The following is a 22091-nucleotide window of genomic DNA, read 5'->3' as shown; positions in this document are numbered from 1 at the left end:
GTGAATGGCCCCCGGCCGACGACAGTCCGGGTATCCCACCGCCACGAGCGGTGATGCTGTTTCGCGCGAACAGAACCCAGGAAGTTCCCCATGCCCAAGAACAAGAAGCCCGCCGGCGGCCGCGCCGCCAAGAACTTCGAGCCGCGCTACGGCGCCAAGACCTCGTTCCAGGACCGCAAGCGCCGTCCCGGTGCGGAGGGTCCCGCCAAGCCCGGCAGCAAGAGCCCGAACCACCGCGGCTACCGTCCCGAGGCCGAGGCTGCGCCCGACAAGCGTCGCTGGAACGCGTCGGACCGCGCCGGCCGCGACCAGGCTCGCGACATCCGCAGCTCCGCTCGCGACGACCGTCCGGCTCGTTCGTTCGATCGTGACGAGCGTCCGCGTCGGTCGTTCGAGGACCGTCCGGCTCGTTCGTTCGATCGTGATGAGCGTCCGCGTCGTGACGCGGGCGACCGTCCGGCTCGTTCGTTCGACCGCAACGACCGCCCGGCTCGTTCTTTCGACCGCAACGACCGTCCCGCGCGTTCGTTCGACCGCACCGACCGTCCCGCCCGTTCGTTCGATCGTGACGAGCGTCCGCGCCGTGACGCGGGCGACCGTCCCACGCGTTCGTTCGACCGTGCGGACCGTCCCGCCCGTTCGTTCGATCGTGATGAGCGTCCGGCTCGTTCGTTCGACCGCACCGACCGTCCCGCGCGTTCGTTCGATCGCGATGAGCGTCCGCGTCGGTCGTTCGAGGACCGCCCCGCTCGCTCCTTCGACCGTGACGAGCGTCCCCGCCGTGACGCGGGCGACCGTCCCGCCCGTTCGTTCGACCGCACCGACCGCCCGGCTCGCTCCTTCGACCGCACCGACCGCCCCGCGCGCTCGTTCGACCGTGACGAGCGTCCCCGCCGTGACGCGGGCGACCGTCCCGCCCGTTCGTTCGACCGCAACGACCGCCCGGCTCGCTCCTTCGACCGTGCCGACCGCCCCGCGCGGTCGTTCGACGACCGCCCGCGCCGCGCCGACGGACCGAGCCGCAGCGACTGGAACGCGTCGCCGAAGCGCTCCGCCGAGCACGAGCAGCGCGTTGACGTGGTGCACGAGCGTCTGCAGGCCGAAGCGGTGGATGCCGCGACGGTGACCGGCGCCGGGTTCGCCGATCTGGGGCTGGGCGACAACATCGTCCGCGCCCTCGCCGGGCTCGGGGCCGAGAAGCCCTTCCCCATTCAGGCCGCCACCGTCGTTCCGATCCTCGAGGGCCGCGACGTGCTGGCCCGCGGTCGTACCGGCTCGGGCAAGACCATCGCCTTCGGCGCCCCGCTGGTCGAGAGCATCCTGCGTTCGCAGGCCGGCAAGCGCCGCGAGTTCGGGCGCGCCCCGAAGGCCCTCATCATGGCGCCGACGCGCGAGCTCGCTCTGCAGATCGACCGCACCGTGCAGGTTCTCGCGCGCAGCGTGGGACTGTTCACGACGCAGGTCTACGGCGGCGTGCCGCAGGCGCGTCAGGTGGGCGCGCTCAAGAAGGGCGTCGACATCGTCATCGGAACCCCCGGCCGCATCGAGGACCTTCTCAACCAGGGCAAGCTCGACCTGTCCGACGTGCAGGTCGCCGTGCTCGACGAGGCCGACCACATGTGCGAGCTGGGCTTCCTCGAGCCCGTGCAGCGCATCCTGCGCGCCACCGCGAAGGGCAGCCAGAAGCTGCTCTTCTCCGCCACCCTCGACCGCGAGGTCGCGGCCCTGGTCGACGAGTTCCTCGTCGAGCCGGCCGTCTACGAGGTCGCCGGAGAGGATCAGGACTCGAGCACGATCGAGCACCGCGTGCTCGTGATCGAGCACCGTGACAAGGCGCAGATCCTCGACTCGCTCGTCGACCGCGAGGGCAAGACGCTCGTGTTCGCCCGCACCCGCGCGTACGCCGAGATGCTCGCGGAGCAGTTCGACGACGCCGGGATCGCCGCGGTCGCCCTGCACGGCGATCTCAACCAGCAGAAGCGCACGCGCAACCTCGAGAAGCTCACCTCGGGTCGCGTCAACGTGCTCGTGGCCACCGACGTCGCCGCCCGCGGCATCCACGTCGACGACATCGACCTGGTCATCCAGGCCGACGCCCCCGACGAGTACAAGACGTACCTGCACCGCTCGGGCCGCACGGGCCGCGCCGGTCGCAGCGGCACGGTGGTGACGCTCATCACGCGTCAGCGTCGCCGCCGGATGACCGAACTGCTCGACCGCGCCGAGATCGAGGCGCCCTTCGAGGAGACCCAGCTCGGCGACGACGTGCTCGAGGAGATCTCGGGCCGTCAGCTGGCCGACGTCACGTCGTAAGCGTTCCTCCGAGAGGCCCCCGTTCGCGTTCGCGCGGCGGGGGTCTCTCGTGTTCCCCCGTCCGTCCGACGGCCTCGCGTCCCTCTCGTCTGCGCCATCGGAGGGCCCGCCTCACGCCGTTCAGAACAACCTCGGTTCGCTCGCCGGAGCGACGCGGGGGCGCGCGGATGCCATGCCGGCGGTGCTGCGGACTGGACCGAGGCTGCTCGTGGTCGGGGTGCGGGCGGCGAGTCCCGGTTGGGGACGGCCGCGAGGGTGGTCGTCTTCGTCCCACCCGTCGAGCCCGTGCAGGCGGAGCAGGGGGCGCAGGCGCTTGCCGAGCCACGAGCGGTAGGCCTTCGGCGCGGTGACCGAGACGCCGGGATACAACCCGCGATACGACGAGACGAGGTGCGGCTGCTCGCGCTCGAGCCAGTCGAAGAACCACTGCTTCGCGCCCGGTCGGAGGTGCAGCGCGCCGTAGACGACTCGAGCGGCTCCCGCCGCGCGCAGGCGTGCCAGCGCGTCGTCGAGCACCGGTATCGAGTCGGTGAGGTGGGGGAGGATCGGCATCAGAAAAACCGTCACCCGGAATCCGGCTGCTGTCGCCGCGCGGACCGTCTCGAGGCGGGCCTCGGCGCTCGGGGTCCCCGGCTCGATCGCGCGTTGGAGAGCATCGTCGAAGACGGCGATCGACATCGCCAACGAGACCGTGACCTGCTCGGCGGCCGCGGTGAGCAGGGGGAGATCCCGGCGCAGCAATGTGCCCTTGGTCAGGATCGAGAAGGGGGTGCCGTTGTCGGTGAGGGCGCCCACGATCTCGGGCATGAGGCGGTAGCGTCCCTCCGCCCGCTGGTAGGGGTCGGTGTTCGTGCCGAGCATGACCGGTTCGCGTGCCCAGGATCCGCGACGCAGTTCTGTCCGCAGCACGTCGGCGACGTTGACCTTCACGACGATCTGCGAATCGAAATCAGCGCCGTAATCGAGGTCGAGGTACTCGTGCGTCTTGCGCGCGAAGCAGTACGCGCAGGCGTGGCTGCATCCCCGGTACGGGTTGACGGTCCAGTCGAAGGGCATCGCCGACGCGCCCGGAACGCGATTGAGCGCGCTCTTGCACAGCACCTCGTGGAAGGTCATGCCGGCGAACTCCGGGGTGGTGACGGAGCGGACGAGACCGTCCATGCGCTCCATGCCGGGCAGCGCCGCCGTGTCGTCGACGCCCAGCTGTTGACCCTGCCACCTCATCTCGACAGTCGAACACATGTTCTATCGGAACGCAAGGCGGTGTTGTTCACATGCGTCTCCATGGACGAACGGCGACGCGCTACTGTGACAGCCAAGTCCGCTCGCCGAGCGGCGTGACAGGGGGTGGCGCATGGTCGACGGCCGGCAGGTCCGGGGTCACGCCCTCGTGCACCGATCCGCGCGGCCGCTCGAGTCGCGGCATCCGGCAATCGTGGTGCGGCATCCCACTCTCTCCGGATGGATCTGGCTCGCGGTCGCGGTGGTGCTGCTCGTGGTCTGCGAGATCTGGATCGAGAACGAGTCGGCCGGCGTCGTGGTCTCGCTCGTCGGCGCCCTTCCGTCTCTCGGCGCGACGCTGCTCGTGCTCGCGCAGACCCCGCGGACGCATCTCGACTTCGAGGAGTCGATCCTCGGCCACTTCTTCGCGCGGTTCTTCGCGGTCCTGGGGGCGCTGATCCTGTGGATCGGATCCGTCGTCCTCGGCGCCGCGGTCGCCGTCCAGCTCGCGGAAGACACCGGAGCCGATCCCGAGAAGGCGTGGGTGGAGGCCTTCGAGATCTTCGGCGCGGTCGTCCCCTTCATCGTGGCGATGCTGTGGGCCGTTCTCGTCTTCCGCTGCGTCGGCTACATCGCGCGGTTGCGTGGATGGGCGGGCGTGCCCGAGCGGCATCGCATCCCGGATCAGTTCTTCGCGGATCTGCCGCGCACCCGGCGCGTCGTCGTCGGCCTCGCCCACCCGTCGCTCCTGCTCGTCGCGGGTCTGTTGAGCATCGTGGTCGCGATCTTCGCGGCCGCCGAGGTCGGGTTGAGCGACATCGCGTGACGCCGTCTCGCCGCCGACCGCCGCGAGAGAGAGGAGCCGTACCCCAGCCGCCTCAGTCGAGCAGCCGGGCCGCGACGAAGCGCAACGCCTTCGCACCGTGCGTCAGGGAGTCCTCCTGCTCTCGGCGAGCGTGGTCGGGGAGATCGGGATCGGCCAGGATGCCGCGCGTCACGCGCTGCGATGCCGCGAGGATCTCCACCAGGAACTCCTCGTCGCCGTCCGCAAGCGGCACGACCAGCTCGGCATCGTCGAGGGGCCATCCGGTGGGGGCGAGGGGGCCGGGATGCCGCGCGGTCGCGGCGCTGCCCGCACCCATCAGGCGCTCCGTGCGGGCCGCGACGACCGGGTCGCCGCCGACGCGTTCGACGGAGCCGGTGTTGTCGAGCGTCGCGTAGACGGCGTGCCAGACGGGCATCGGGAAGCTCAGCTCGTGTGTCGGCTCGGTCGTGTCGACGACGGGCTCGTCGGCATCCTGACCGACGGTGTCGAAAGCGACCCAGCGTCCGTCGGTCTCGTCGTGATAGCCGAGGTCTCCGAACGGCGACACCTGCAGATGGGGGCCGCCCGGGTGCGGAACGAACGGCGCGTGGCCCACCAGGGTCGCCGTGTGCGCCGACGGCGCCGTCTCGGACCGCGTCCCCAGGAGCACGCGCGTCAGCGCGGCCCCCGAGGCGAGCAGCTCGTCGAGGGTCGCCGCGAGGTCGTCGTCGGTCGGCGCCTCGTCGCCCCGGACCGCCGCGCGCAGCACCGTGCCGCGCAGCAGTTCCTTCGCGAACGACCCCGTCGTGCCCCGGGCGCGGTCGGCCGCGGCCTCGAGCGCGTCCGCCGACAGGGGCAGTCCCTGGGCGTACCTGCGGAACAGACGGCGCCGGTCGGCGTCGTCGGGAAGGGGGATCTCGACGCCGAGGTCGACGCGCCCCGGCCGGGCGGCGAGAGCCTCCTCGAGGATCTGCACGTGATTCGTCGTCATGACGAAGGCGATGTCGGCATCCGGTTCCAACCCGTCGAGGGCGTCGAGCACGTCGAACAGCACGGGCTCGGGCGAGAAGCCGCGGTCCGCCGCCACCAGGTCGATGTCTTCGAGCACGACGAGGGCGGGGGCGAAGGTGCGCGCGATCTCGGCGGCCGCGGTGACGAAGCGGATGCTGGACCCGGTCAGCACCACGGCGGTCGTCCCGGGGGTGCGGGCGAGAAGGTGACGCACCGTGAGCGTCTTGCCGGTGCCGGGAGGGCCGTACAGCAGGACGCCGCGCTTGAGGTGCTGTCCGGCCGCACGCAGGGCCTCGCGGTGGTCGCCGATGCCCACGACGTGGTCGACGATGCGTTGCAGCACGCCCTCGCTGAGAACGATGTCGTCGGCCGACACATCGGGGCGGGGCAGGAAGGTCGCCCCGGCCTCGTGCCCGTACTCGGTCGGGACGAACGACAGCACCTGACCCCGCAGCACGCTGCGCTCGATCATGAGCCGCCGGATCTCGGCGAGCGCCGCCGCCGTGGCATCCGGATCGGCACCGATCACCTCGAGCTGGGGCTGCGCCGGCATCGACCGCGGGTTGGCGGAGCGCTGCACGATCGCGAGCGGGTGTCCGTCGAACCGGAGCAGGCGCACGCCGAACGACACGACGCGACGCTGCGCGGTCGCGCTCACGTCGCGGGAATCGTACGACACGGGCCCGGGAGCGAAGTGCGAATACGGACCGGAAAGGAGCTCGGATGCCGACACGTGCAGGCGCTGCTCGCCCCCGGTCACGCCGATCAGCGCCCGCCGCCGCGCTCGGTGAGTTCGTCGAGGGCGATGTCGGCATCGACGTAGCGGTGCGCCGAGAGCGTTTCGGTGGTCACGGGGAGGGTCGTCACATCCACTCCGAGATGGGCGCTCACCTCCTCGCCGAGCCGCGTGCGCTCCCCGGCCCGGTCGGCGGCGACCACGCGGTTCACGGTCTCGAGATAGCGGCTCATGGCGTGGGCGAGTGCGCGGTCGTCGTCGTCGAGCATGGTCCCCCCGGTCGGCTCACGGTGGCTCCAGAGTGCCCGTCCGGAGGGTACCGGGGCAACCGTCGCCGGCCGACGGGTCGACCGCGGGCCGCCCCCGGGAGACAATGGGAGCACTCATGTCCCCCGATCCCGAGCTTTCCCCCCGCCGCGCGGCCCGCGCGGAAGCCGAGCGACTCGCGACGGAGGCCCTCGCGCAGATCCCCCCTCCCGCTCCGACGCGCCGTCAGCTGCGCGAGGGCGCGGGCGCCGCGCGGGTCGGGAATCCTCGACGCCCGAGCACGGCGCGCCGCGGGCTCGCGCAGACCCTCGCCGCCCTTCCCGCCGACCGCCGACGTCGCCTCGCCGTCGTGATGGGAGCGGGCGTCGCGGTGATCGTCGGCGTCGTCGTCGCGATCGGCGCGGCAGCGGGTTCCGCGCACGACGCGACCGCATCGGCATCCGTCGACGACACCGTGAGCGCCGCCGTCGCGGGTCCGCCGGCCGTTCCGGACGAGGGGCTGCCCGTGCCGCAGGTCTCCGCCGTCGCGGCGACCGCGACGCCCTGCGACGACCCGGCCTTCACCGCCGCGCTCGGGCAGGGCGACGACACCGCCGCGATCGCGGCAGCGGGCGGTGGGGCGGCGTTCCGTTCCGCGGTGGCATCCGGGATCGCCCCGTGCGTGTCGCTGAGCGACCCGGACCGCGAGTGGCTCGTGGTCAACAAGCAGCGCCCGCTCGACCCGATCGACTACGCCCCGGGCGACCTCGTCATGCCCTCGAACGTGCGCGCCCTCGAGCAGTCGGCGCTGCGGGCGGCTCCCGCCGAGGCGCTGAGTGAGATGGTGCGTGCCGCGGCCGACGCGGGGGCGGGCGAGATCGGGTACCTCAGCGCCTTCCGCTCTTACTCCACGCAGAAGTCCACCTACGCCGGCCGCGTCGCCGTGGGCGGCGTCGCGGAAGCCGACCGCGAGAGCGCACGGCCGGGGTACAGCGAGCATCAGACCGGCAAGGCCGTCGACATCGTTCCGTGCAACGGCTCGTGCGGAACACTCGACGACGTCGCCGCATCGCCCCAGGGCGCCTGGGTGCGCGAGCACGCGTGGGAGTTCGGCTTCATCACCCGCTACGCCGAGGGGCGCGAGGACTACAGCGGCTACGAGCCCGAGGCGTGGCACCTGCGCTACATCGGGCCGGAGCTCGCGCAGGCCTATCACGACGGCGGGTACACCACCCTCGAGGAATTCTTCGGCCTCCCGGCGGCGCCGACCTACTGAGCGACCGAGGCCCCGGGCGTCTCAGGCCCCTCCCGCGCTTCGACGCCTCGCGCCGCTCGACGCCCCGCGCAGGCGACCGCCACCGCGTCCGCCCTCCCGCGCGCCTCGACCCGCCCGCGCCGCTTCACGCCCTCCCGCGCGATGCCACGCCCCACCCTGCTCGACGCACCGTGCGCCGAGGCGCTACATTCGTGTTCTTCCTCCGCCCGAACGGATGATCACGTGACCGGTCTGTCCCGCCGCCAGTTCCTCCACGTCGCCGCCACTGCCGCCGCCGCGACGGGGATCGGCCTCGACGCGCTCGTCGCCGCCTCGGCTCGCGCACAGGCACCCGCCGCGACGGCGGCCGGCATCCCGACCACCCTCCAGCAGACCATCCGGCAGGGCTCCGTGGTCTCGGGACGCTATCGCGCGCTCGCCACGGGGGCGGGTGAGCCGTACCTCCCCCGCACCGACGTCCTGCGGCGCGCGCCGTCCGCCGCCCGCACGGCCTCGCGGCGGTCGCTGCTGTACCTGGGGCACCTGTCCGACCTGCACGTGATCGAGGCGCAGTCGCCGGGCCGCATCGAACCGATGATCGTGCAGGATCACTCCGCGTGGGGCAGTGCCTTCCACCCGCAAGACCCTCTCAGCCCGCACGCGACGGCGGCGATGGTGCGGGCGTTCTCCGACGCCCGGTACAGCCCGCTCACCGGAGCGCCGATGAGCGCCGCGATCGTCACCGGCGACAGCGCCGACATGCACTCGCACCTCGAGCTGCGCTGGTACATCGACCTGATGGACGGCCTCCCGGTCGACCCGGCCACCGGCGGGCCCACCTGGCAGGGCGTGCAGGCCTGGAACGAGGCGACCTGGGCGTACCGGCCGAACGATCCCCGCGGGGGCGCGTTCGGCGACTACGGGTTCCCGCGCCTGCCCGACCTGCTCGCGCAGGCGATCGCGCAGAAGATCGAGTCGGTGGGCCTGCCCGCGCCCTGGTACGCCGTGTACGGCAACCACGACACCCTCCTGCTCGGGACGTTCGACATCAGCCCGCAGCTGCGCGCTCTCGCCGTGGGCGGGCGGAAGTCGTACACCCTGGATGCCACGGCGAGCACGGCGCTGGAGGGGTGGGCGTCGAGCACGAGCGTGTTCTCCCAGGCCCTCGCGGCCCTCGGCCTGGCATCCGGGAACCCGGGAATGCGGGAGGTGCCCGCGAACGACGATCGTTACCTCTTCGAGCGGCGCGAGTTCATGGCGGAGCATTTCCGCACCGAGACCACCCCCGGACCCGTCGGACACGGCTTCACCGCCCACAACCTCGCGTCGGGCGAGACGTGGTGGCAGGTCGACCTGAGCCCGCGCGTGCGCGCCTTCGGCCTCGACACGTGCAACCAGGTCGCGGGTCCCGACGGGGCGGTGCCGGAGTCGCAGATGCGCTGGTTGCGGGCGCAGCTCGAGATCGCCCAGCGCGAGCAGCGGCTGGTCCTGATCTTCAGCCACCACAACAGCCTGACCCTCGAGAACCGGGCGGTGCGGCCGGGAGCCGACGAGAAGCTGTACGGGGCCGAGGAGTTCGTGGCGATGCTGCTGGAGTTCCCCGTCGTCGTGGGGTGGCTCAACGGCCACACGCATCTCAACCAGATCCTGGCGCACACGAGCGCCACCGGCGGGTTCTGGGAGATCACCACCGCGTCGTGCATCGACTTCCCGCAGCAGCAGCAGGTCGTCGAGCTCGTGGACAACCGCGACGGCACGCTCTCGCTGTTCACGACGGTGCTCGACCACGCCTCTCCGGCGGTGCCGGGGTCGTCGGGTTCCGTCGCGGATCTCGCCAGTCGCAGTCGTGAGCTCGCCGCCAACGACTGGGCCGAGACGCCGCTCATGCGCCGTGGCTCCCCCCTCGATCGCAACACCGAGCTGCTGCTGCCCGCGCCGTTCGACCTGGAGGTCATCACCGACGCGCAGCTCGAGGCGCAGCACGTCGCCGAGCGCGCGCGGATCGTCGCCTACGAGACGGAGCGTGCGCTGTGAGGCGGGTCGCGACGATGGCCTCGCTGGGGGCGGTGCTGGTGCTCGTGCTCGCGGGCTGCTCGCAGGTCGCCGCGATCGCGCCGGTAGGCGGCAACCACCTCACCGAGGTGCGGTTCGCGACCATCGACGTCCTCCTCGACCGCGGCGTCGAGCTCGAGGCCGTTCCCACGTGCACCCGCGCCGACGACGGGGCGATCTCGTGCGCGGGAACCACGGGAGAGGGGGATGCCGTGGCCTCGAGCTCGCCGGCATCCGATCCCGACGCCCTCACCGTCACGGTGTCGGGCGCGGTGGTCTTCACCGGCAGCGTGAGCGCCGTGATCGACGCGGCGGCGGGGGACGCACCGTGAGGCGGGCCCTGCTCACCGCGGCGGTGGTCGTGGGGCACGCGGTGATCCAGGCGGCGCTGGTCGTCCCGCAGGCGGCGGTCGCGGCATCCGTCGGGTTCATCGCCCTCTTCGCGGCCTCGGCGGTGGCGCTCGCCGCGGCGGCCGTCGCACTGGTGGTCCTCGCGGGCACGGGCGGGCGGCCCCGGATCGGACGCGTGATCGCGGGGGTCGTGGTCGCTCTGGTCGTCGTCGCCGCCCTGGCGGTGCTGTCGGCGGCGACGCTCGTGCCGGCGATCCTCGTCGCTCTGGTCGTCGTGTCCCCGCTGGGCAACGCCGGGGTCGGCGGGGCCGTCGGCCTCGGCTCGTTCGCTCGGCATCCGGTCCGCGCGGTGCTGGCGGCGGTGCTCTCGGTGGTCGTCCTCGCGCTGATCGGCGTCGCCGCTCTGCTGCTCGGATTCCTCGTCACCGGGTGGCTGGGGGCCCTGGCCACCGGCATCGCGGGAGGTGCCCTCATGGCGCTGCTCGTGCGCCTCTGGGCCCGGCTCGCGATGCGCCCGCGGGGTGGGCCGAGCCGGGTCAGACCCGCCGTCGCCGCGCGGTGAGCCGCACCGCCGGAAGCGGGGGAGCGGGGATGCGCTCGGGGCCGTGGTCGACGACGTCGCCGAACCGCTCGGAGTGGCCCTCCCATGCCTCGCGCGCCGCGACGATCTCGTCGTGCGTGCGGCCGACGAAGTTCCACCACATGACGATGTCGGCTTCGAAGGGTTCGCCGCCGAGCAGGAACACGCGGGCTCCGTCGGTGCTGCGCAGCTCGAGGTGGTCGCGGCCGGTGCCGAGGTACACGAGTCGGGTGTGATCGACGGATGCCGTCTCCCCGGCCTCGAGGACAGGCCCCGGGCGGCGAACGGCGTCGGCGTCGACGGCATCCACCCCGGTGACCGCCTCGGCGCTGCCGGTCATCCCGTAGACGGCGTACTCCCAGTCGGGGCGCAGGGGAACCCGCACGCTCACGCCCGGCGGGAGGCGCAGCTCGGCCCCCACGATCGGGGTGTGGACGGTGGCGGGCGAGGCGACCGCGCCGAGCGTTCCCATCACCACCACCGCGTCCGCGCCGTCGCCGAGGTCGAGCACGGGAAGGTCCTCATGCCGTTCGAAGGCGGGGGCGCCGTGCCGGCGCGACTCGGGAAGGGCCACCCACAGCTGCAGCGCGTCGAGAGGGATGGGGCCCTCGCCCACCGAGTACTCCGAGTGGGCGATGCCCGCGCCGCTGGTCATGAGGTTGAGGGCGCCCGGGCGCACGACGACGTCGCTGCCCACGGCATCCCGGTGACGCACCTCGCCGATGATCGGCCACGTCACCGTCTGCAGGCCGATGTGCGGGTGGGGTTCGACGCGCATCAGGGTGTTCTGCGGACCGAACCGGTCGAGGAAGCACCACGCGCCGACCATCGGCAGCGAGCGGTGCGGGAGGGTGCGGTGCACCTCCATGCCGCGCACCCCGCCCAGGGGCACCTCGCGCGCCTCGACCACGAGGGCGCGCGGCCCGTCGCACTCGACCGGCCCCTCCGACGCGGGCGGAGCGACGTCGAGGCGGGTCACGACGGTTCGCCGGACCCCGCCGAGTCGGCGGCGTCGGCCTCGTCGGGCCACTCCACGACGAGACCCGGTACGTCGTGCTCGCGGAGGTAGTGCGCCACGAAGGGGCAGGAGGGGATGACGCTGCCGCCGCGGCGGGCGAGATCGCCGAGGGCTTCGCTCGCCAGCGTCGACCCCAGGCCGCGGCCCTTGAAGGCCGGGTCGATCTCGGTGTGCGGCAGCACCACGCGGTCCTCGCCCGCGGGACGGAACTCGAGGAAACCGCCGAGCTCGTCGCCCACGTGGATCTCGTAGCGGCGTGCCTCGTCGTTGCGGGTCACGGTCAGTTCGTCGGCCATCGGCGTCTCCTGTCGTCGGTGTCCACAGCAACGTACGTCGGCGCCGCGGTGTTCCGCCATCCCTGGACACGGCGCGCAGGGGCGCCCCGACGGCGTCCGTTCACGCCCGCGCGCGGTGCCGCCGGACGGCCGCGCGGTTGGCGCAGCGCACCGAGCAGTAGCGCTGGCGCCCGTTGCGGGTGATGTCGACGACGACGCGGTCGCACGGCTCGGAGGCGCAGCGACCGAGGCGGTTCATCCCGCGCGTGACGAGGTGCAGCGAGGTGCCGACCGAGATGACGGCCGCGAGGACGCGCGGCAGCGCTTCGTCGCTGTCGCGGTAGTGGAGGTGCCACCCCTCGCCGTCGTGGTCGGTGAGACGGGGGTAGGCGGTGACAGCGGCCATCTGCGTGTTCAGCAGCTCGGCTCGCGCGGCTGGATCGGGTTCGTCGACGACGCGCAGCCACTCGTCGATCACCGCGCGCGTCTGTGCGTGATCGTCGGATGCCACCGGGAAGCGCATCGTCATCCCTCGCTCGATCGTGCGCTCCTCGATGCCGGCGCGGTCGGCCGGCCAGTCGTTGGCGAGCGAGGCGGCCAGGAGCACGGCGTACTCCCCGTAAGGGTTGAGATGCATAAAGGCATTACAACACGCTGGGATCATGACCGCCTCCCGCACGCGACCCGCCGCCGCGGCATCCGTCCACGAACACGCCTGGCTCACCGAGTCGGTGCACGGCACGAGCGAGGGACGCGTGCGCTACGTGCGCTGCGCCGGCTGCTCCGCCCGGCGCGTGGATCGGGAGCACCCGCTCGTGGTGGTCCCGGTCGCGATGTCGCGCGCGATCGGATGACGCGGCGGAGGCCGGAGGGGAGGGGGCGGCCTCGGCTGCCGTTCGGCGACCCCCGGGAGGACCGGCCACCCACGGGCGACGCCCGGCGCGGTAGCGTCGATGCAGACCGTCGACGGAGGACGCATGGATGCTCTGAGCCTGATCGCCGCGACCGCGGGAGCGGTGCTGGTGATCGCCCTCGTGCTGCACGTCTGGTACGCGATCGGACTGTCGCGCGTGCTCGCCGCGCACGGCGGCGAACCGTGGCGCGCGTGGGTGCCGCTCGTGAACGAGGCGGAGGTGTTCCGTCTCGGCCGCATCGACCCGGTGCGCGCGGTGCTGCTCGTGGTGCCGTTCGTGAACGTCTACGGGCTCGTGCTGAAGGCGAGGGCGGCGCACCGGCTCGGTGAGGGCTCCGGTCGCGGAGCCGGCACGACGACGCTCGCGGTGCTGCTTCCGCCCGCGTGGGCGATGGTCCTGGCTCGAGCCCCTGAGGCGGCGGAGGCCGCATCCCCGACCCCGCGGGAGATCGTCGGCGTCGAGTCGGCCCCCGCCGAGGCCGGAGAGGTCGACGGTCCGATCGCCGCCGTCCCGGGGGTTCCGACCGCCCCGGCCACCGCGGATCCGGCGGCTCCCGTCGCCGCCGCGGCCGGAGGGCGACGTGCCGTGGCGACGTCGGTGGAGCCGTTCAGGCCTCCCGTCCTGCCGGGACCCCGCGAGATCGGGGCGGGCGACGACCCGGACGCGTCCTCTCCGGCGCCGGATGCCGTGGTCTCCGCCTCGCGGGCGGAGGCGTCCGTCGCGCCGGCTCCGGATGCCGGGATCCCGGCCTCGCGGGCGGAGGCGTCCGTCGCGCCGGCTCCGGATGCCGGGATCCCGGCCTCGCGGGCGGAGGCGTCCGTCGCGCCGGTCGCCCTCGACGCCGCGGAAGGCGTCGACGCTCGCGTGTCGGAGACGACGGACGCGACGGCCGAGCGACCCGCCGGACGCACCGACGTCGCCGACCCCCTCGACGAGTCGACGCAGACCGCACGCCCACGCTCCCGGCGCCGCGGGGACTGGACCCTCGGGCTCCCCGACGGCAAGATGGTGTCCCTCACGAGCCGGACGGTCGTGCTGGGCCGCAAGCCCTCGAACGCCGACGACATGACCCAGTATGTCGCGGTCGTCGACGAGACCCGCACGATGTCGAAGGAGCACGCGCGCCTCGACTGGACCGTGACGGGCTGGACCCTCACCGATCTGAACTCGACGAACGGCGTGACGCTCGTCCACGACGACGGCCGTCTGGAACGTCTGCCCGGCGGCGGCACCGCGTCGGTGCCGAGCCGGTTCCGCCTCGGTGACGCGAGTCTCGAGCTGCGTCCGGCGGTCAGCTGAGCGCACGCGGCGGCTCCCCGAAGAGCCGTGCGGGTCCGGGTTGAAGCGGGTCGTCAGTCCGTGGCCGTGTCGTCGCCATAGAGTCCGCGCCCGGTGGGCGCCGGTCGGCGCGGTACCGCGTCGTCACGGCGTCGGCTGACGTAGACCGCCATGGCTCCGATCGCGCCGAGAAGCACCAGGGCCCCCGCGCCGATACCCGTCGCGAGGGTGATCGCCCCGGCATCCGGACCCGGGCCCACCGCGACACTGACGGGGGTCGGCGTCGTCGACGGCTGCGGCGAGGTGGATGCTCCGGGGAACGGGTTCGAGGGGCCGCGCAGACCGGAGCCCGGCACGAGCACGATGGCGTCGTAGGGCTGCACCACGCCCCATCCCGAGGTGTTCGACCGCGCGTCGGGCTGGGCCCGCACGGCCGTCGCCTCGAGGCGGTACGCCCACTGGTCGGGCGTCTCGTCGGGGTGAGCCGCGGCCACGAGGGCGGCGGCTGCCGAGACGTACGCGGCGGCGTAGCTGGTCGCCGGCTTGTCGCTGGACACCACGCAATCCCCGCCCTGCGGCCACGACGACGCGATCGCCTGGCCGGGGGCCGACAGCTTCACGTGCGACCCGCGGATGCTCGCGCTGGTGACGGTTCCCGACGGGTTCGTGGCGGCGACGCCGATGGCGCCGCGGAAGCCGGCCGGGTAGCGCACGCCGTCCTTGTCGTCCTCCTCGACGGCCGCCTCGGAGTCGCGGTTGCCCGCGCTCGCCACGACCAGGCTGCCCTTCTCGCGCGCGTAGGCGACGGCGGAGGCGAGGCCCCCGTCCTCGGCCGAGGTGCTCATCGAGACGTTGATGATCTGCGCCCCGAGGTCCGCGGCGATCCGGATGCCGTTCGCCATGCGCTCGGTGTTCGGACCGAAGCCTGCGTCCTTCAGCTGCTCCGAGGTGCCCGCGAAGACGCGGATGGGGAGGATCTTGGCATCCGGGGCCAGACCCTGCACCCCCGACTTCGGGATGATCTGCGCCGCGATCTGACCGGCGATCACCGTGCCGTGCCCGTAGACGTCGGTGCGCGCGGTCGAGTCCGTGCCGTCGGGCACGAGGTTGATCCCGGGGAGCACGGAGGCGTCGAGGTGCGGGTTCGGAGCCACGCCGGAGTCGACCACGGCCACCACCACCCCGGCGCCCTTCGTGATCTCCCACGCGGCCGCGCTCTGCAGTTCGCCCAGGGCGGGCGGAGTGTCGGAGACCCGCGTCGAGGCGAGGCAACCGTCTTCGGTGGCCGAGAGAACGGGGAACCCCGGGAGCGGAGCGGCCTGCGCGGCCGCCGGGACGCCCGCGCTCACGAGGCCGACCGCGATCGCGAGCGCTCCGAGACGTCTCGCGACGCCGCGGTGGTTCACTTCGCCTCCGGCGTGCGCTGCGCCGCGCTCTCGCTGAGCGAGGGGCCGGTGGCCAGCAGGGCCGTCCAGCCGTCGGCGATGGAGCCGATGTCGTCGGAGGTGTACCCGAGGCGGGCGATCGTCTCGTCGTCGGCGCTGGGGAGCGGGTAGGCCGTGCCCGTGGCATCCACCAGCGTGAGCACGCTCGTGTTCTGGTCGCCGCGCCCGCCAGCGCGCACCAGCGCACCGTGGCTGGGGTCGACGCGAACGCCCGGAGAGACGGTCGTCGAGGTCGGCTGGGTGGCCAGCGTGGTGACCGCCTGTCCTTCGGCGCCCTCGAGCACCGCGCACGGGCGCTGCCCCGTCGGAATCGTCTCGAATCCCGTCGACGGCCACTGGTCGCCGATGCCCTTCGAGGCCGTCGCCAGGCCGCGGATCTCGCTTCCGGTCACCTCGGTGACCTCGCCTTTGAGGGCGCTGCCGCTGCCGAGCTGGTACAGCTGCCACGCGAGCGGAGACAGCGTCTCGAGCACCCCGCCGGTCTGCACGAGGAAGCGCTCGTCGTCGGGCGCACCCGCCTGACGCACGACCTGCCCCACGCGCAGCGACGTTCCCGAGACGCTCTCGCCGTAGTTCTTCAGCGTGATCGGCGTCAACGCCGTGCCGGCGGTGAAGAGGTCGAGCCACGCGGCCGGAACGGTGACGGGGTCGAGCGCCGAAATCCCCGCGGCGCGCAGCACGGCGTCGGGGTCCTCGCTCGAGACGGCGAAGCTCCGCTGGCCCTGGATCACGTGCAGGATGCCGTCGACCGAGACGACCACGGCCCGATCCGGCGCCGGGGTGGGACCGGTCGCCGTCGAGATGCGCACGTCGAGCGACGCGTCGTCGGACACGCACGCACTCCATCCCGTGTTGATCAGGCCCGAGACGGGCGGGAGCTCGTCGGGGGCGCCGGTGATGCCGAGGGTGTCGCCGACCGGGGTGCCCGCGAGGGTGGCCTGGTCGGTCGAGATCACGCCGTACTCGTTCGCCGGGAGCAGCAGACGCGCGCTCGCGGTGTTGATGACGGGGTGCAGGGTGCCGTCGACGGTCACGAAACGGGCGCCGGTGTCGGAGACGAGGACGAGCTTTCCGTTCTCCCACCCGGTGGGCAGTCCGGGACGGATGAGGCCGTAGAAGACGCCCACGAGCACCACGATGACCGTGAGCGCGATGGCGGCGATCACGGCGCGCAGGGGGGCGGTCGGCTGCAGCTCTTTCCCGCCGGGGGCCCCGCTGACGAAGGCGGTGAGCAGGCGGCGGCGCGAGAAGTTCTGCGCCTCGATCAGATCGCCCTTGGTGGCCATCGCGTCAGGCCAGCCCGGACGAGATCACCGCGAGCGGCAGCAGCGCGGCGAGCACGAGCAGCTCGGCGGTGTCGGCGACGCGGATGAGGCGCAGCCGCGTCTTCGGCGCAAGCAGGGTGATGGTCACGACGCTGACGGTCGCGATGAGCAGCACGACGAGGATACCGACCCGCAGCCCCGGCTGCGCGAGGGAGGCCACGACGCCCGCGACGACGAGACCCAGGATGCCGGTGGCCATGACCGTCAGCACGCCCGAGCGCGCGTACGTCTGCCGCGAGGGGAACATCATGCCGGCGAAGGCGAGGGCGCACACGAGCGCACCCGTGGCGTTCTGCGCCGCGACGAGCGGGGTGGCGACGAGGATCGCCGCCGCGAGGGCGAGGCGCAGGGCGATGAGGATGCGCTTGCCCTGCTCGACGCGGGCGGCGATGTCGTCGGCGTCGATCGGTTGCGGATCGGCGAAGATCTCGACATCGTTCTGCGGCGAGACCACGCGCAGACGGGTCGTGCTCATCGCGAGCCACGGCAGGGCTCCCGCGAGCGTCGCGATCACGCCGATCATGAGCGTCCACACCGTCGCGGGCGGGAAGAAGGCGGCGAGGGTGCCGGTGACGCCGAGCGCGCCCCCGGCGACGAGCGGGGTGAGCTGCAGTTCGGCGCGGTCTCGCGTGAGCGCCAGCGCGACGCCGGCGACCACGAACGCCCCGCCTCCGGCGGCCGCCAGCGGCCAGCCCCACAGATCGAACGAGGCGGGGATCGCGAGGAACCCCGCGACGGCGGCGAAGACGGATGCCGCCATACCCAGCCCCTGGCCCGCCTCGCGCTGACCGAGCCGGGCGACCACGGCCGAGACGACGAGCAGCACGACCGCGCCGCCGCCGGCCACGAGTGCGCCGAACGGCAGAGCGCGTCCCGCCGCGAGCAGCAGGACCGCGCAGACGCCGAGGAGGGCCAGGCTCACCGCCAGTGCGGTGCGGGCGTTGTCGCGCGTGGTCCACGGGCGGTTCTGCTGCGCGGTGGCGTCGATGACCGCCTCGACGATGTCGTCGTACACGCGCGGCTGGGCCACGAGACCTCCGCGCACCAGGGTGAGCACCTCGCCGTCGACGATGCCCTGGGCCGAGGCGCCGAGAGAGGGATCGACGGTGGATCCGTCGGCGCGCTGCAGGGCGTACCCCGCGGAGGTCATCGAGGCATCGAGTACGCCGAGCGACCGGGCGAACCCGGGCAGGAACTCGATGACGGGCACCTGGGCGGGGATGGCGATGTCGAGCCGCCGCCCTTCGCTCTGCACCGAGAGTCGCAGCAGCGCTCGTGTCGCGTTCATGACGTCAGCCATCCGCGGCCCCCTCTTTCCGGACCGAAGCCCCCTGCGGTCAGACCTCGAAATCCTATCGCCGCGGTGAGTTATGCCCCGTCGAACCGCGCCGCTGAAGCACGGTCGGCGCTGACGTAGTCATCGGCGATCGAGTCGGTCGCGTTGGCGATGCGCTGGAGCACGTCGCGCATCTGCTCGAGGGTCGCGCTCCACTGCTGCTGGGCGTTGTTGTAGGCGACCTGTGCGGTGCCCTCCCATTGCCCGCGCAGACGCGTGACCTCGGCGTCGAGGCCGCCCAGAGTCGCGTCGATGCGCGCGGATTCGGCACGCAGGCGCCCCGCCGCTGAGTGCAGTGCTTCCGGGGTGACGCGCAGGTCGCTCATCATTCGCCTCCCAGCATCGAGCCGAGTCCGTGGATGGTGGTGCGGTGCTGCTCTTCGACCGCCTCTTGATCGCGAGCGGTCGCGCGCAACGCGGCGCTCAGGGTGACGAGCGTGCTGTTCAACCGATCGGCGCTCGCCGTCCACTCGTTCACGAGCGCGGAGTACGAGGAGGCGGCGGCGCCGACCCAGGTGCCGGCCAGCTCGTCGAGCTCGGCGAGTACCCGCCGCACGCTGTCGTTGACGTCGGCGTGCGCGCCCGACACCGCTTCGGCGCCCCGGATCAGGGCGCCTTCTCCGGCGGAGATGCGGTCAGACATCATGGTTCTCCTCTTCCGTGGAGTCGATCAGGAAGGAAAGTGCGTCTGCGACGTTCACTCGTCGCGACCGCCGGCTTGGGCGTTCTCGGACCGCGGAGCGATCTCGTCGTCGTCCTCCAGGCGAGGAGCGATGGGGCCGCCGAGGCCGCGCGCCCCGTCCCTCTTGCGCTCGGATCGGGAACCGGGGCCGCCCATACCTCCGACGCCGCGAGTGCCTCCGGGGGCGCCGCGCCCGCCGGCTGCGGCTGCTCCGCCGCTGCCGGCGGTTCCGCGGGTCCCGCCTCCGACGGATCCGCCGCTCGCGCCGGTGCCTCCGGCGCCGCCCGCCCCGCCGAGGCCGCTGGTTCCGCGCATGCCCGCGCCGCGCGCGGCGCTCGAACCGGGTGCGGTGCCGCCTCCGGCCGCGAGACCACCGACGCCACGGGCGCCGAGGCCGGACCCTCCGGCGGGCTTGCCGAGGAGCCCTCCGGAGCCGGCGCTTCCACCGGCCTTGGCGGCACCACCGGCACCGGCCGAGCCGCCGCTGAACAAGGATCCGCCGGCGCCGGCTCCCGAGCCGCCGAGGCGGCCGAGCGCGAGGGCGCCGCCGCCGCCGGCGACGAGGCCTGCACCGAGCCCGGAACCGATACCCGCACCGGGTCCACCGGGGGTGCCGCCGACGAGACCTCCGCCGGGCATCGCGGGTACTCCACCGGGAAGTGTCGGGCTTCCGGTCACCGGACCGTCGGCCGTCGGGTCGTGCGCCACGCTGCCGAGGTCGATCGGGGCCGGCATGCCCTTGATCGGCGTCGGGGTCGGGAACGGGCCGTAGTCGCCGGGTCCGGTGCCCGTCGGAGGCTCACCGGTGCCGTTGCCAGTACCGCCGTCGCCGATGCTGCTGCCGCCGCCGCCACCTGCGGGCATGTTCCAGTCCGGGTATCGCTCGAAGCTCCGGGCGCCCGAGCGCCCGCCGGAGCCGCTGTCGAAGGAGGAGCCACCGGTCTCATCTTCGGAACTGCGTCCTTCGTCCCCGGCGGCGGTGAACGGGGGCGGATTCCCTACCTGGACAGCGTCCATCTCATCGGAGTGACGCTCCATCGCCTGCCGCGCGGCTTCCTCTCGCTGCCCGGCCAGGTAGGTGTTGACCGCCTGGGTCGCACCCTCGCCGGCGAGGAACGAGACCGGCCCGAGCATGAGGGTCGCTCCTATGGCCGCTCCGCGCACGAGCGCCTCCTGGCCGCCCGTCATCTGGCCCGCGGGCAGCGAGCCGAGCGAGTCCCGCGCGCGCGACCGGACGTCGTTCGCTTCGTTCAGACGCGAGTCGAGGTGCCCGTTGATCCAATCGATCTGGTTGGCGATCTGTCGCGCCGCTTCGCTGAATGACTTGGTCGCTGCGTCTCCTGCTTCCCCGGCGACGCCCGGGTCGCTCGCCACACGGCTGAGGACATCTTTGAGGACCGAGAGGCCACTCGACAGTTCGGTGCGCGTCGGAACGTCCCACGGCACCCCGCCCTCGGCGAAGTTCTGGAGTCGCTGTTCCCATTGACCGGTCATGAGTGCGTTCCCTCTCCCGCCTTGCGGCGCCGGATGGTGATGACGATGACAAGCGTGACGATGACGGCGATGACGAGGAGCACGGCGACCCCGCCGACGACCCATCCGATGACAGCCGACATGTCCGAACCCGCGGCGGACGCGTCACCGTCTTCGTTGAAGCTGCGCGGACGCGGCGACTCGACGGCGACCACGAAGCCCCCCGCCTTCGCCGCCTCGATCTGCTCGCTCGTCGGGTACCCGGTCGTCTTGCCGGCACTCTCGCCCATGAGCGGGTTCTCGTCGGGCAGGGCAGTCGGATCGGACACGAGAAGGGTGGGCAGCCATGCTGCGCCGTAGCCGTACCCGTCTTCGGTGCGTGCGGGCTCATGCTGCTGGCCGTTCGTGGTCGAGATGAGCGCTTGCACGAGCTGGTTCCCGGTGGCATCCGGGAACTTCTGCGCGGCGAGCGTCAACATCCCCGCGACGGTCGGCGACGCGTATGACGACCCGCTCGCCGTGCCCGAGGTGGTCCAGTCGCCGTCTCGACCGACGCTGGGAAAGCGAACCCCTCCCGCGACGACGGTCGTCTGCGGGATCACGTAAGGATCCCCGGCGTCGGTCTTCTGCAGGTCGGCATTGCGGTCGATCGCCGCCGCGGACACGACGCCGTTGATCGTTCCTTGGTCCGTCAGCGGGGAGAATCCGACGCTGTCGCTCGTGCTGTCCGGGTTATCGGAGGCGGAGATGACGACGGCACCTCGTGCGATTGCGTAGGCGATCGCAGGGCCGTCGCCCTCTTGAGCTGTTCCGCCGATGCTGGTGAAGATGATCTTCGCGCCACCGTCGACAGCGAGTTTCACTCCGTAGCCGAAGGGTGAGATCTGCTCCTCGATGTCGGGTGTGCAATTTCCGGATCCGTAACCGTAGAACGTCACGTCGGCATCGGGAGCGATCCCCCGGATGCCGTCGGCGCCCTCTCCGTTGCCGATGATGAGGGCAGTCATCGTCGTTCCGTGACGGGAAGACGGATTCGCGTCCGTCGTCGCAACGGGAGGGTCTTCCGCGCACACCGGTTTGTCGGAGACCCGGAGGCTCCGGCCCTCGAAGATCGGCAGGTCCGGATTGATCTGCTGCTCGAGGATCGCGACCTTCACGCCTTTACCGGTGAGACCGGCATCGTGTGCGGCGTCGATGCCGTACGCGCTCCACCAGTAGTCGAGATTCGCCTGGGCGGTATCGGTTGCTGCGACCGCTGTCGGTGCCGCGCCCAGGAGGGGCGCAAGGGTCACGGTCACGGCCAGGAGCGCCGCGCCGATCGCCCGAGCGGCTCGCGACCTCACTGGGGCACCCCGGGCAGAACGCCCTGCACGCCGGCGCGACCGCCGGCTGCCGCCCCCGTGCTCGCGCCGGTGCCCGCGGCGGGCTGAGCCGCCGCGGTGTCGATCAACGCTGTCGCCTGCTGAGCATCGCTCGCGCTCAGCTCGTCGCGTTCCTGCAGGGTGGCCACGGCGTGCGCGAGAGCCTCGGCGTTGGCCGCGACGAACTGCTTCACGGCATCGACGCGCTGACCGAGGATCCCCGCCTTGGTTTCGAGGAGGTTGGTGAATGCGGATGCCGCGGGCTCGGTGGCGTTCCCGTCGACGAGCGCCACCGTGCTTCCGGAGGGCAGTGCGTCGCCGGACTGCACCATGGAGCTGGAGTTGCTCGTGGCGAGTTCGAGGTCGATGCTGATCTCGTTGGGCATAGGTCTCACTCGTCTCTCTGCGGTCGGT

The 22091-nt window shown here is 72.5% G+C and carries 22 protein-coding genes; 8 read left to right on the top strand and 14 right to left on the bottom strand.

Going from position 1 to position 22091, the window contains the following annotated elements; all coding sequences use genetic code 11:
• The first annotated feature begins 90 nt into the window (after positions 1-90).
• On the top strand, positions 91-2313 hold the full coding sequence (locus AB1K56_RS16710; RefSeq protein WP_371206583.1) for a DEAD/DEAH box helicase: 2223 nt from the start codon (positions 91-93) through the stop codon (positions 2311-2313).
• Positions 2314-2433: 120 nt separating this feature from the next.
• On the opposite strand, the gene AB1K56_RS16705 is transcribed toward AB1K56_RS16710, so the two are convergent.
• Positions 2434-3537: an Rv2578c family radical SAM protein gene (locus AB1K56_RS16705; protein WP_371206582.1), complete on the bottom strand. Its 1104-nt coding sequence runs from the start codon at positions 3535-3537 to the stop codon at positions 2434-2436.
• 130 nt (positions 3538-3667) lie between these two features.
• Between AB1K56_RS16705 and AB1K56_RS16700 the strand changes: the two genes are divergently transcribed.
• Positions 3668-4360, top strand: coding sequence for a hypothetical protein (locus tag AB1K56_RS16700; protein WP_371206581.1), 693 nt, complete (start codon positions 3668-3670; stop codon positions 4358-4360).
• 52 nt (positions 4361-4412) lie between these two features.
• Here AB1K56_RS16700 and AB1K56_RS16695 read toward each other — a convergent pair whose 3' ends face one another.
• Entirely contained in the window at positions 4413-6110 is a 1698-nt protein-coding gene (locus tag AB1K56_RS16695; protein WP_371206580.1) for an AAA family ATPase, read from the bottom strand.
• A gap of 5 nt (positions 6111-6115) precedes the next feature.
• Entirely contained in the window at positions 6116-6355 is a 240-nt protein-coding gene (locus AB1K56_RS16690; RefSeq protein WP_371206579.1) for a hypothetical protein, read from the bottom strand.
• 116 nt (positions 6356-6471) lie between these two features.
• Here AB1K56_RS16690 and AB1K56_RS16685 point away from each other — a divergent pair, with 116 nt between their 5' ends.
• The 4 genes from AB1K56_RS16685 to AB1K56_RS16670 all read left to right on the top strand — a co-directional run bounded on the left by AB1K56_RS16685 (position 6472) and on the right by AB1K56_RS16670 (position 10552).
• Positions 6472-7608 carry a M15 family metallopeptidase gene (locus AB1K56_RS16685; RefSeq protein WP_371206578.1) on the top strand — a complete coding sequence of 379 codons (1137 nt, stop codon included), beginning with the start codon at positions 6472-6474 and terminating at the stop codon, positions 7606-7608.
• 222 nt (positions 7609-7830) lie between these two features.
• The gene (locus AB1K56_RS16680; RefSeq protein WP_371206577.1) at positions 7831-9621 is read left to right on the top strand and encodes a TIGR03767 family metallophosphoesterase; all 1791 of its coding nucleotides are present in this window, start codon (positions 7831-7833) and stop codon (positions 9619-9621) included.
• Complete coding sequence (locus tag AB1K56_RS16675) at positions 9618-9971, top strand: hypothetical protein (protein ID WP_371206575.1); 354 nt, start codon at positions 9618-9620, stop codon at positions 9969-9971. Before AB1K56_RS16680 ends, AB1K56_RS16675 begins: the two co-directional genes overlap by 4 nt.
• The gene (locus AB1K56_RS16670; protein WP_371206574.1) at positions 9968-10552 is read left to right on the top strand and encodes a hypothetical protein; all 585 of its coding nucleotides are present in this window, start codon (positions 9968-9970) and stop codon (positions 10550-10552) included. Before AB1K56_RS16675 ends, AB1K56_RS16670 begins: the two co-directional genes overlap by 4 nt.
• Here AB1K56_RS16670 and AB1K56_RS16665 read toward each other — a convergent pair.
• The 3 genes from AB1K56_RS16665 to AB1K56_RS16655 all read right to left on the bottom strand — a co-directional run bounded on the left by AB1K56_RS16665 (position 10527) and on the right by AB1K56_RS16655 (position 12500).
• Positions 10527-11549 carry a pirin family protein gene (locus tag AB1K56_RS16665; protein WP_371206573.1) on the bottom strand — a complete coding sequence of 341 codons (1023 nt, stop codon included), beginning with the start codon at positions 11547-11549 and terminating at the stop codon, positions 10527-10529. The genes AB1K56_RS16670 and AB1K56_RS16665 overlap by 26 nt on opposite strands.
• Complete coding sequence (locus tag AB1K56_RS16660) at positions 11546-11884, bottom strand: GNAT family N-acetyltransferase (protein WP_371206571.1); 339 nt, start codon at positions 11882-11884, stop codon at positions 11546-11548. Before AB1K56_RS16660 ends, AB1K56_RS16665 begins: the two co-directional genes overlap by 4 nt.
• Positions 11885-11984: 100 nt before the next feature.
• Positions 11985-12500: a CGNR zinc finger domain-containing protein gene (locus AB1K56_RS16655; protein ID WP_371206570.1), complete on the bottom strand. Its 516-nt coding sequence runs from the start codon at positions 12498-12500 to the stop codon at positions 11985-11987.
• A 25-nt stretch (positions 12501-12525) separates the two neighbouring features.
• Between AB1K56_RS16655 and AB1K56_RS16650 the strand changes: the two genes are divergently transcribed.
• Both AB1K56_RS16650 and AB1K56_RS16645 read left to right on the top strand, forming a co-directional pair.
• Positions 12526-12717 (top strand): hypothetical protein, encoded by a 192-nt coding sequence (locus tag AB1K56_RS16650; protein ID WP_371206569.1) that lies wholly within the window; start codon positions 12526-12528, stop codon positions 12715-12717.
• Positions 12718-12840: 123 nt separating this feature from the next.
• Entirely contained in the window at positions 12841-14076 is a 1236-nt protein-coding gene (locus AB1K56_RS16645; protein ID WP_371206568.1) for an FHA domain-containing protein, read from the top strand.
• Between the two features lie 53 nt (positions 14077-14129).
• Here AB1K56_RS16645 and AB1K56_RS16640 read toward each other — a convergent pair whose 3' ends face one another.
• From AB1K56_RS16640 to AB1K56_RS16605, 8 genes are all read right to left on the bottom strand, one after another.
• A complete protein-coding gene (locus AB1K56_RS16640; RefSeq protein ID WP_371206567.1) occupies positions 14130-15461 on the bottom strand; it encodes a S8 family serine peptidase in 1332 nt (443 codons plus the stop codon).
• Entirely contained in the window at positions 15458-16786 is a 1329-nt protein-coding gene (eccB, locus tag AB1K56_RS16635) for a type VII secretion protein EccB (RefSeq protein WP_136586096.1), read from the bottom strand. Before eccB ends, AB1K56_RS16640 begins: the two co-directional genes overlap by 4 nt.
• Before the next feature lie 4 nt (positions 16787-16790).
• Positions 16791-18125 (bottom strand): type VII secretion integral membrane protein EccD, encoded by a 1335-nt coding sequence (gene eccD, locus AB1K56_RS16630; protein ID WP_371206566.1) that lies wholly within the window; start codon positions 18123-18125, stop codon positions 16791-16793.
• A 68-nt stretch (positions 18126-18193) separates the two neighbouring features.
• Positions 18194-18487, bottom strand: a complete 294-nt coding sequence (locus AB1K56_RS16625; protein WP_371206565.1) for a WXG100 family type VII secretion target — start codon at positions 18485-18487, stop codon at positions 18194-18196.
• Positions 18487-18804, bottom strand: coding sequence for a WXG100 family type VII secretion target (locus AB1K56_RS16620; protein ID WP_371206564.1), 318 nt, complete (start codon positions 18802-18804; stop codon positions 18487-18489). Before AB1K56_RS16620 ends, AB1K56_RS16625 begins: the two co-directional genes overlap by 1 nt.
• Before the next feature lie 54 nt (positions 18805-18858).
• A complete protein-coding gene (locus AB1K56_RS16615) occupies positions 18859-20337 on the bottom strand; it encodes a hypothetical protein (protein ID WP_371206563.1) in 1479 nt (492 codons plus the stop codon).
• Positions 20334-21659, bottom strand: a complete 1326-nt coding sequence (locus tag AB1K56_RS16610; protein ID WP_371206562.1) for a S8 family serine peptidase — start codon at positions 21657-21659, stop codon at positions 20334-20336. Before AB1K56_RS16610 ends, AB1K56_RS16615 begins: the two co-directional genes overlap by 4 nt.
• Positions 21656-22063 carry a hypothetical protein gene (locus AB1K56_RS16605; protein WP_371206561.1) on the bottom strand — a complete coding sequence of 136 codons (408 nt, stop codon included), beginning with the start codon at positions 22061-22063 and terminating at the stop codon, positions 21656-21658. The genes AB1K56_RS16610 and AB1K56_RS16605 overlap by 4 nt, the downstream gene beginning before the upstream one ends.
• Between the last annotated feature and the right edge of the window lie 28 nt (positions 22064-22091).

This window comes from Microbacterium sp. BWR-S6Y (genome assembly GCF_041379845.1).
In the GTDB taxonomy this organism is placed as follows: Bacteria; Actinomycetota; Actinomycetes; order Actinomycetales; family Microbacteriaceae; genus Microbacterium; species Microbacterium hydrothermale.
Note: the sequence above shows the minus strand (reverse complement) of the source record. Positions and strands in the feature narration are given on the sequence as shown.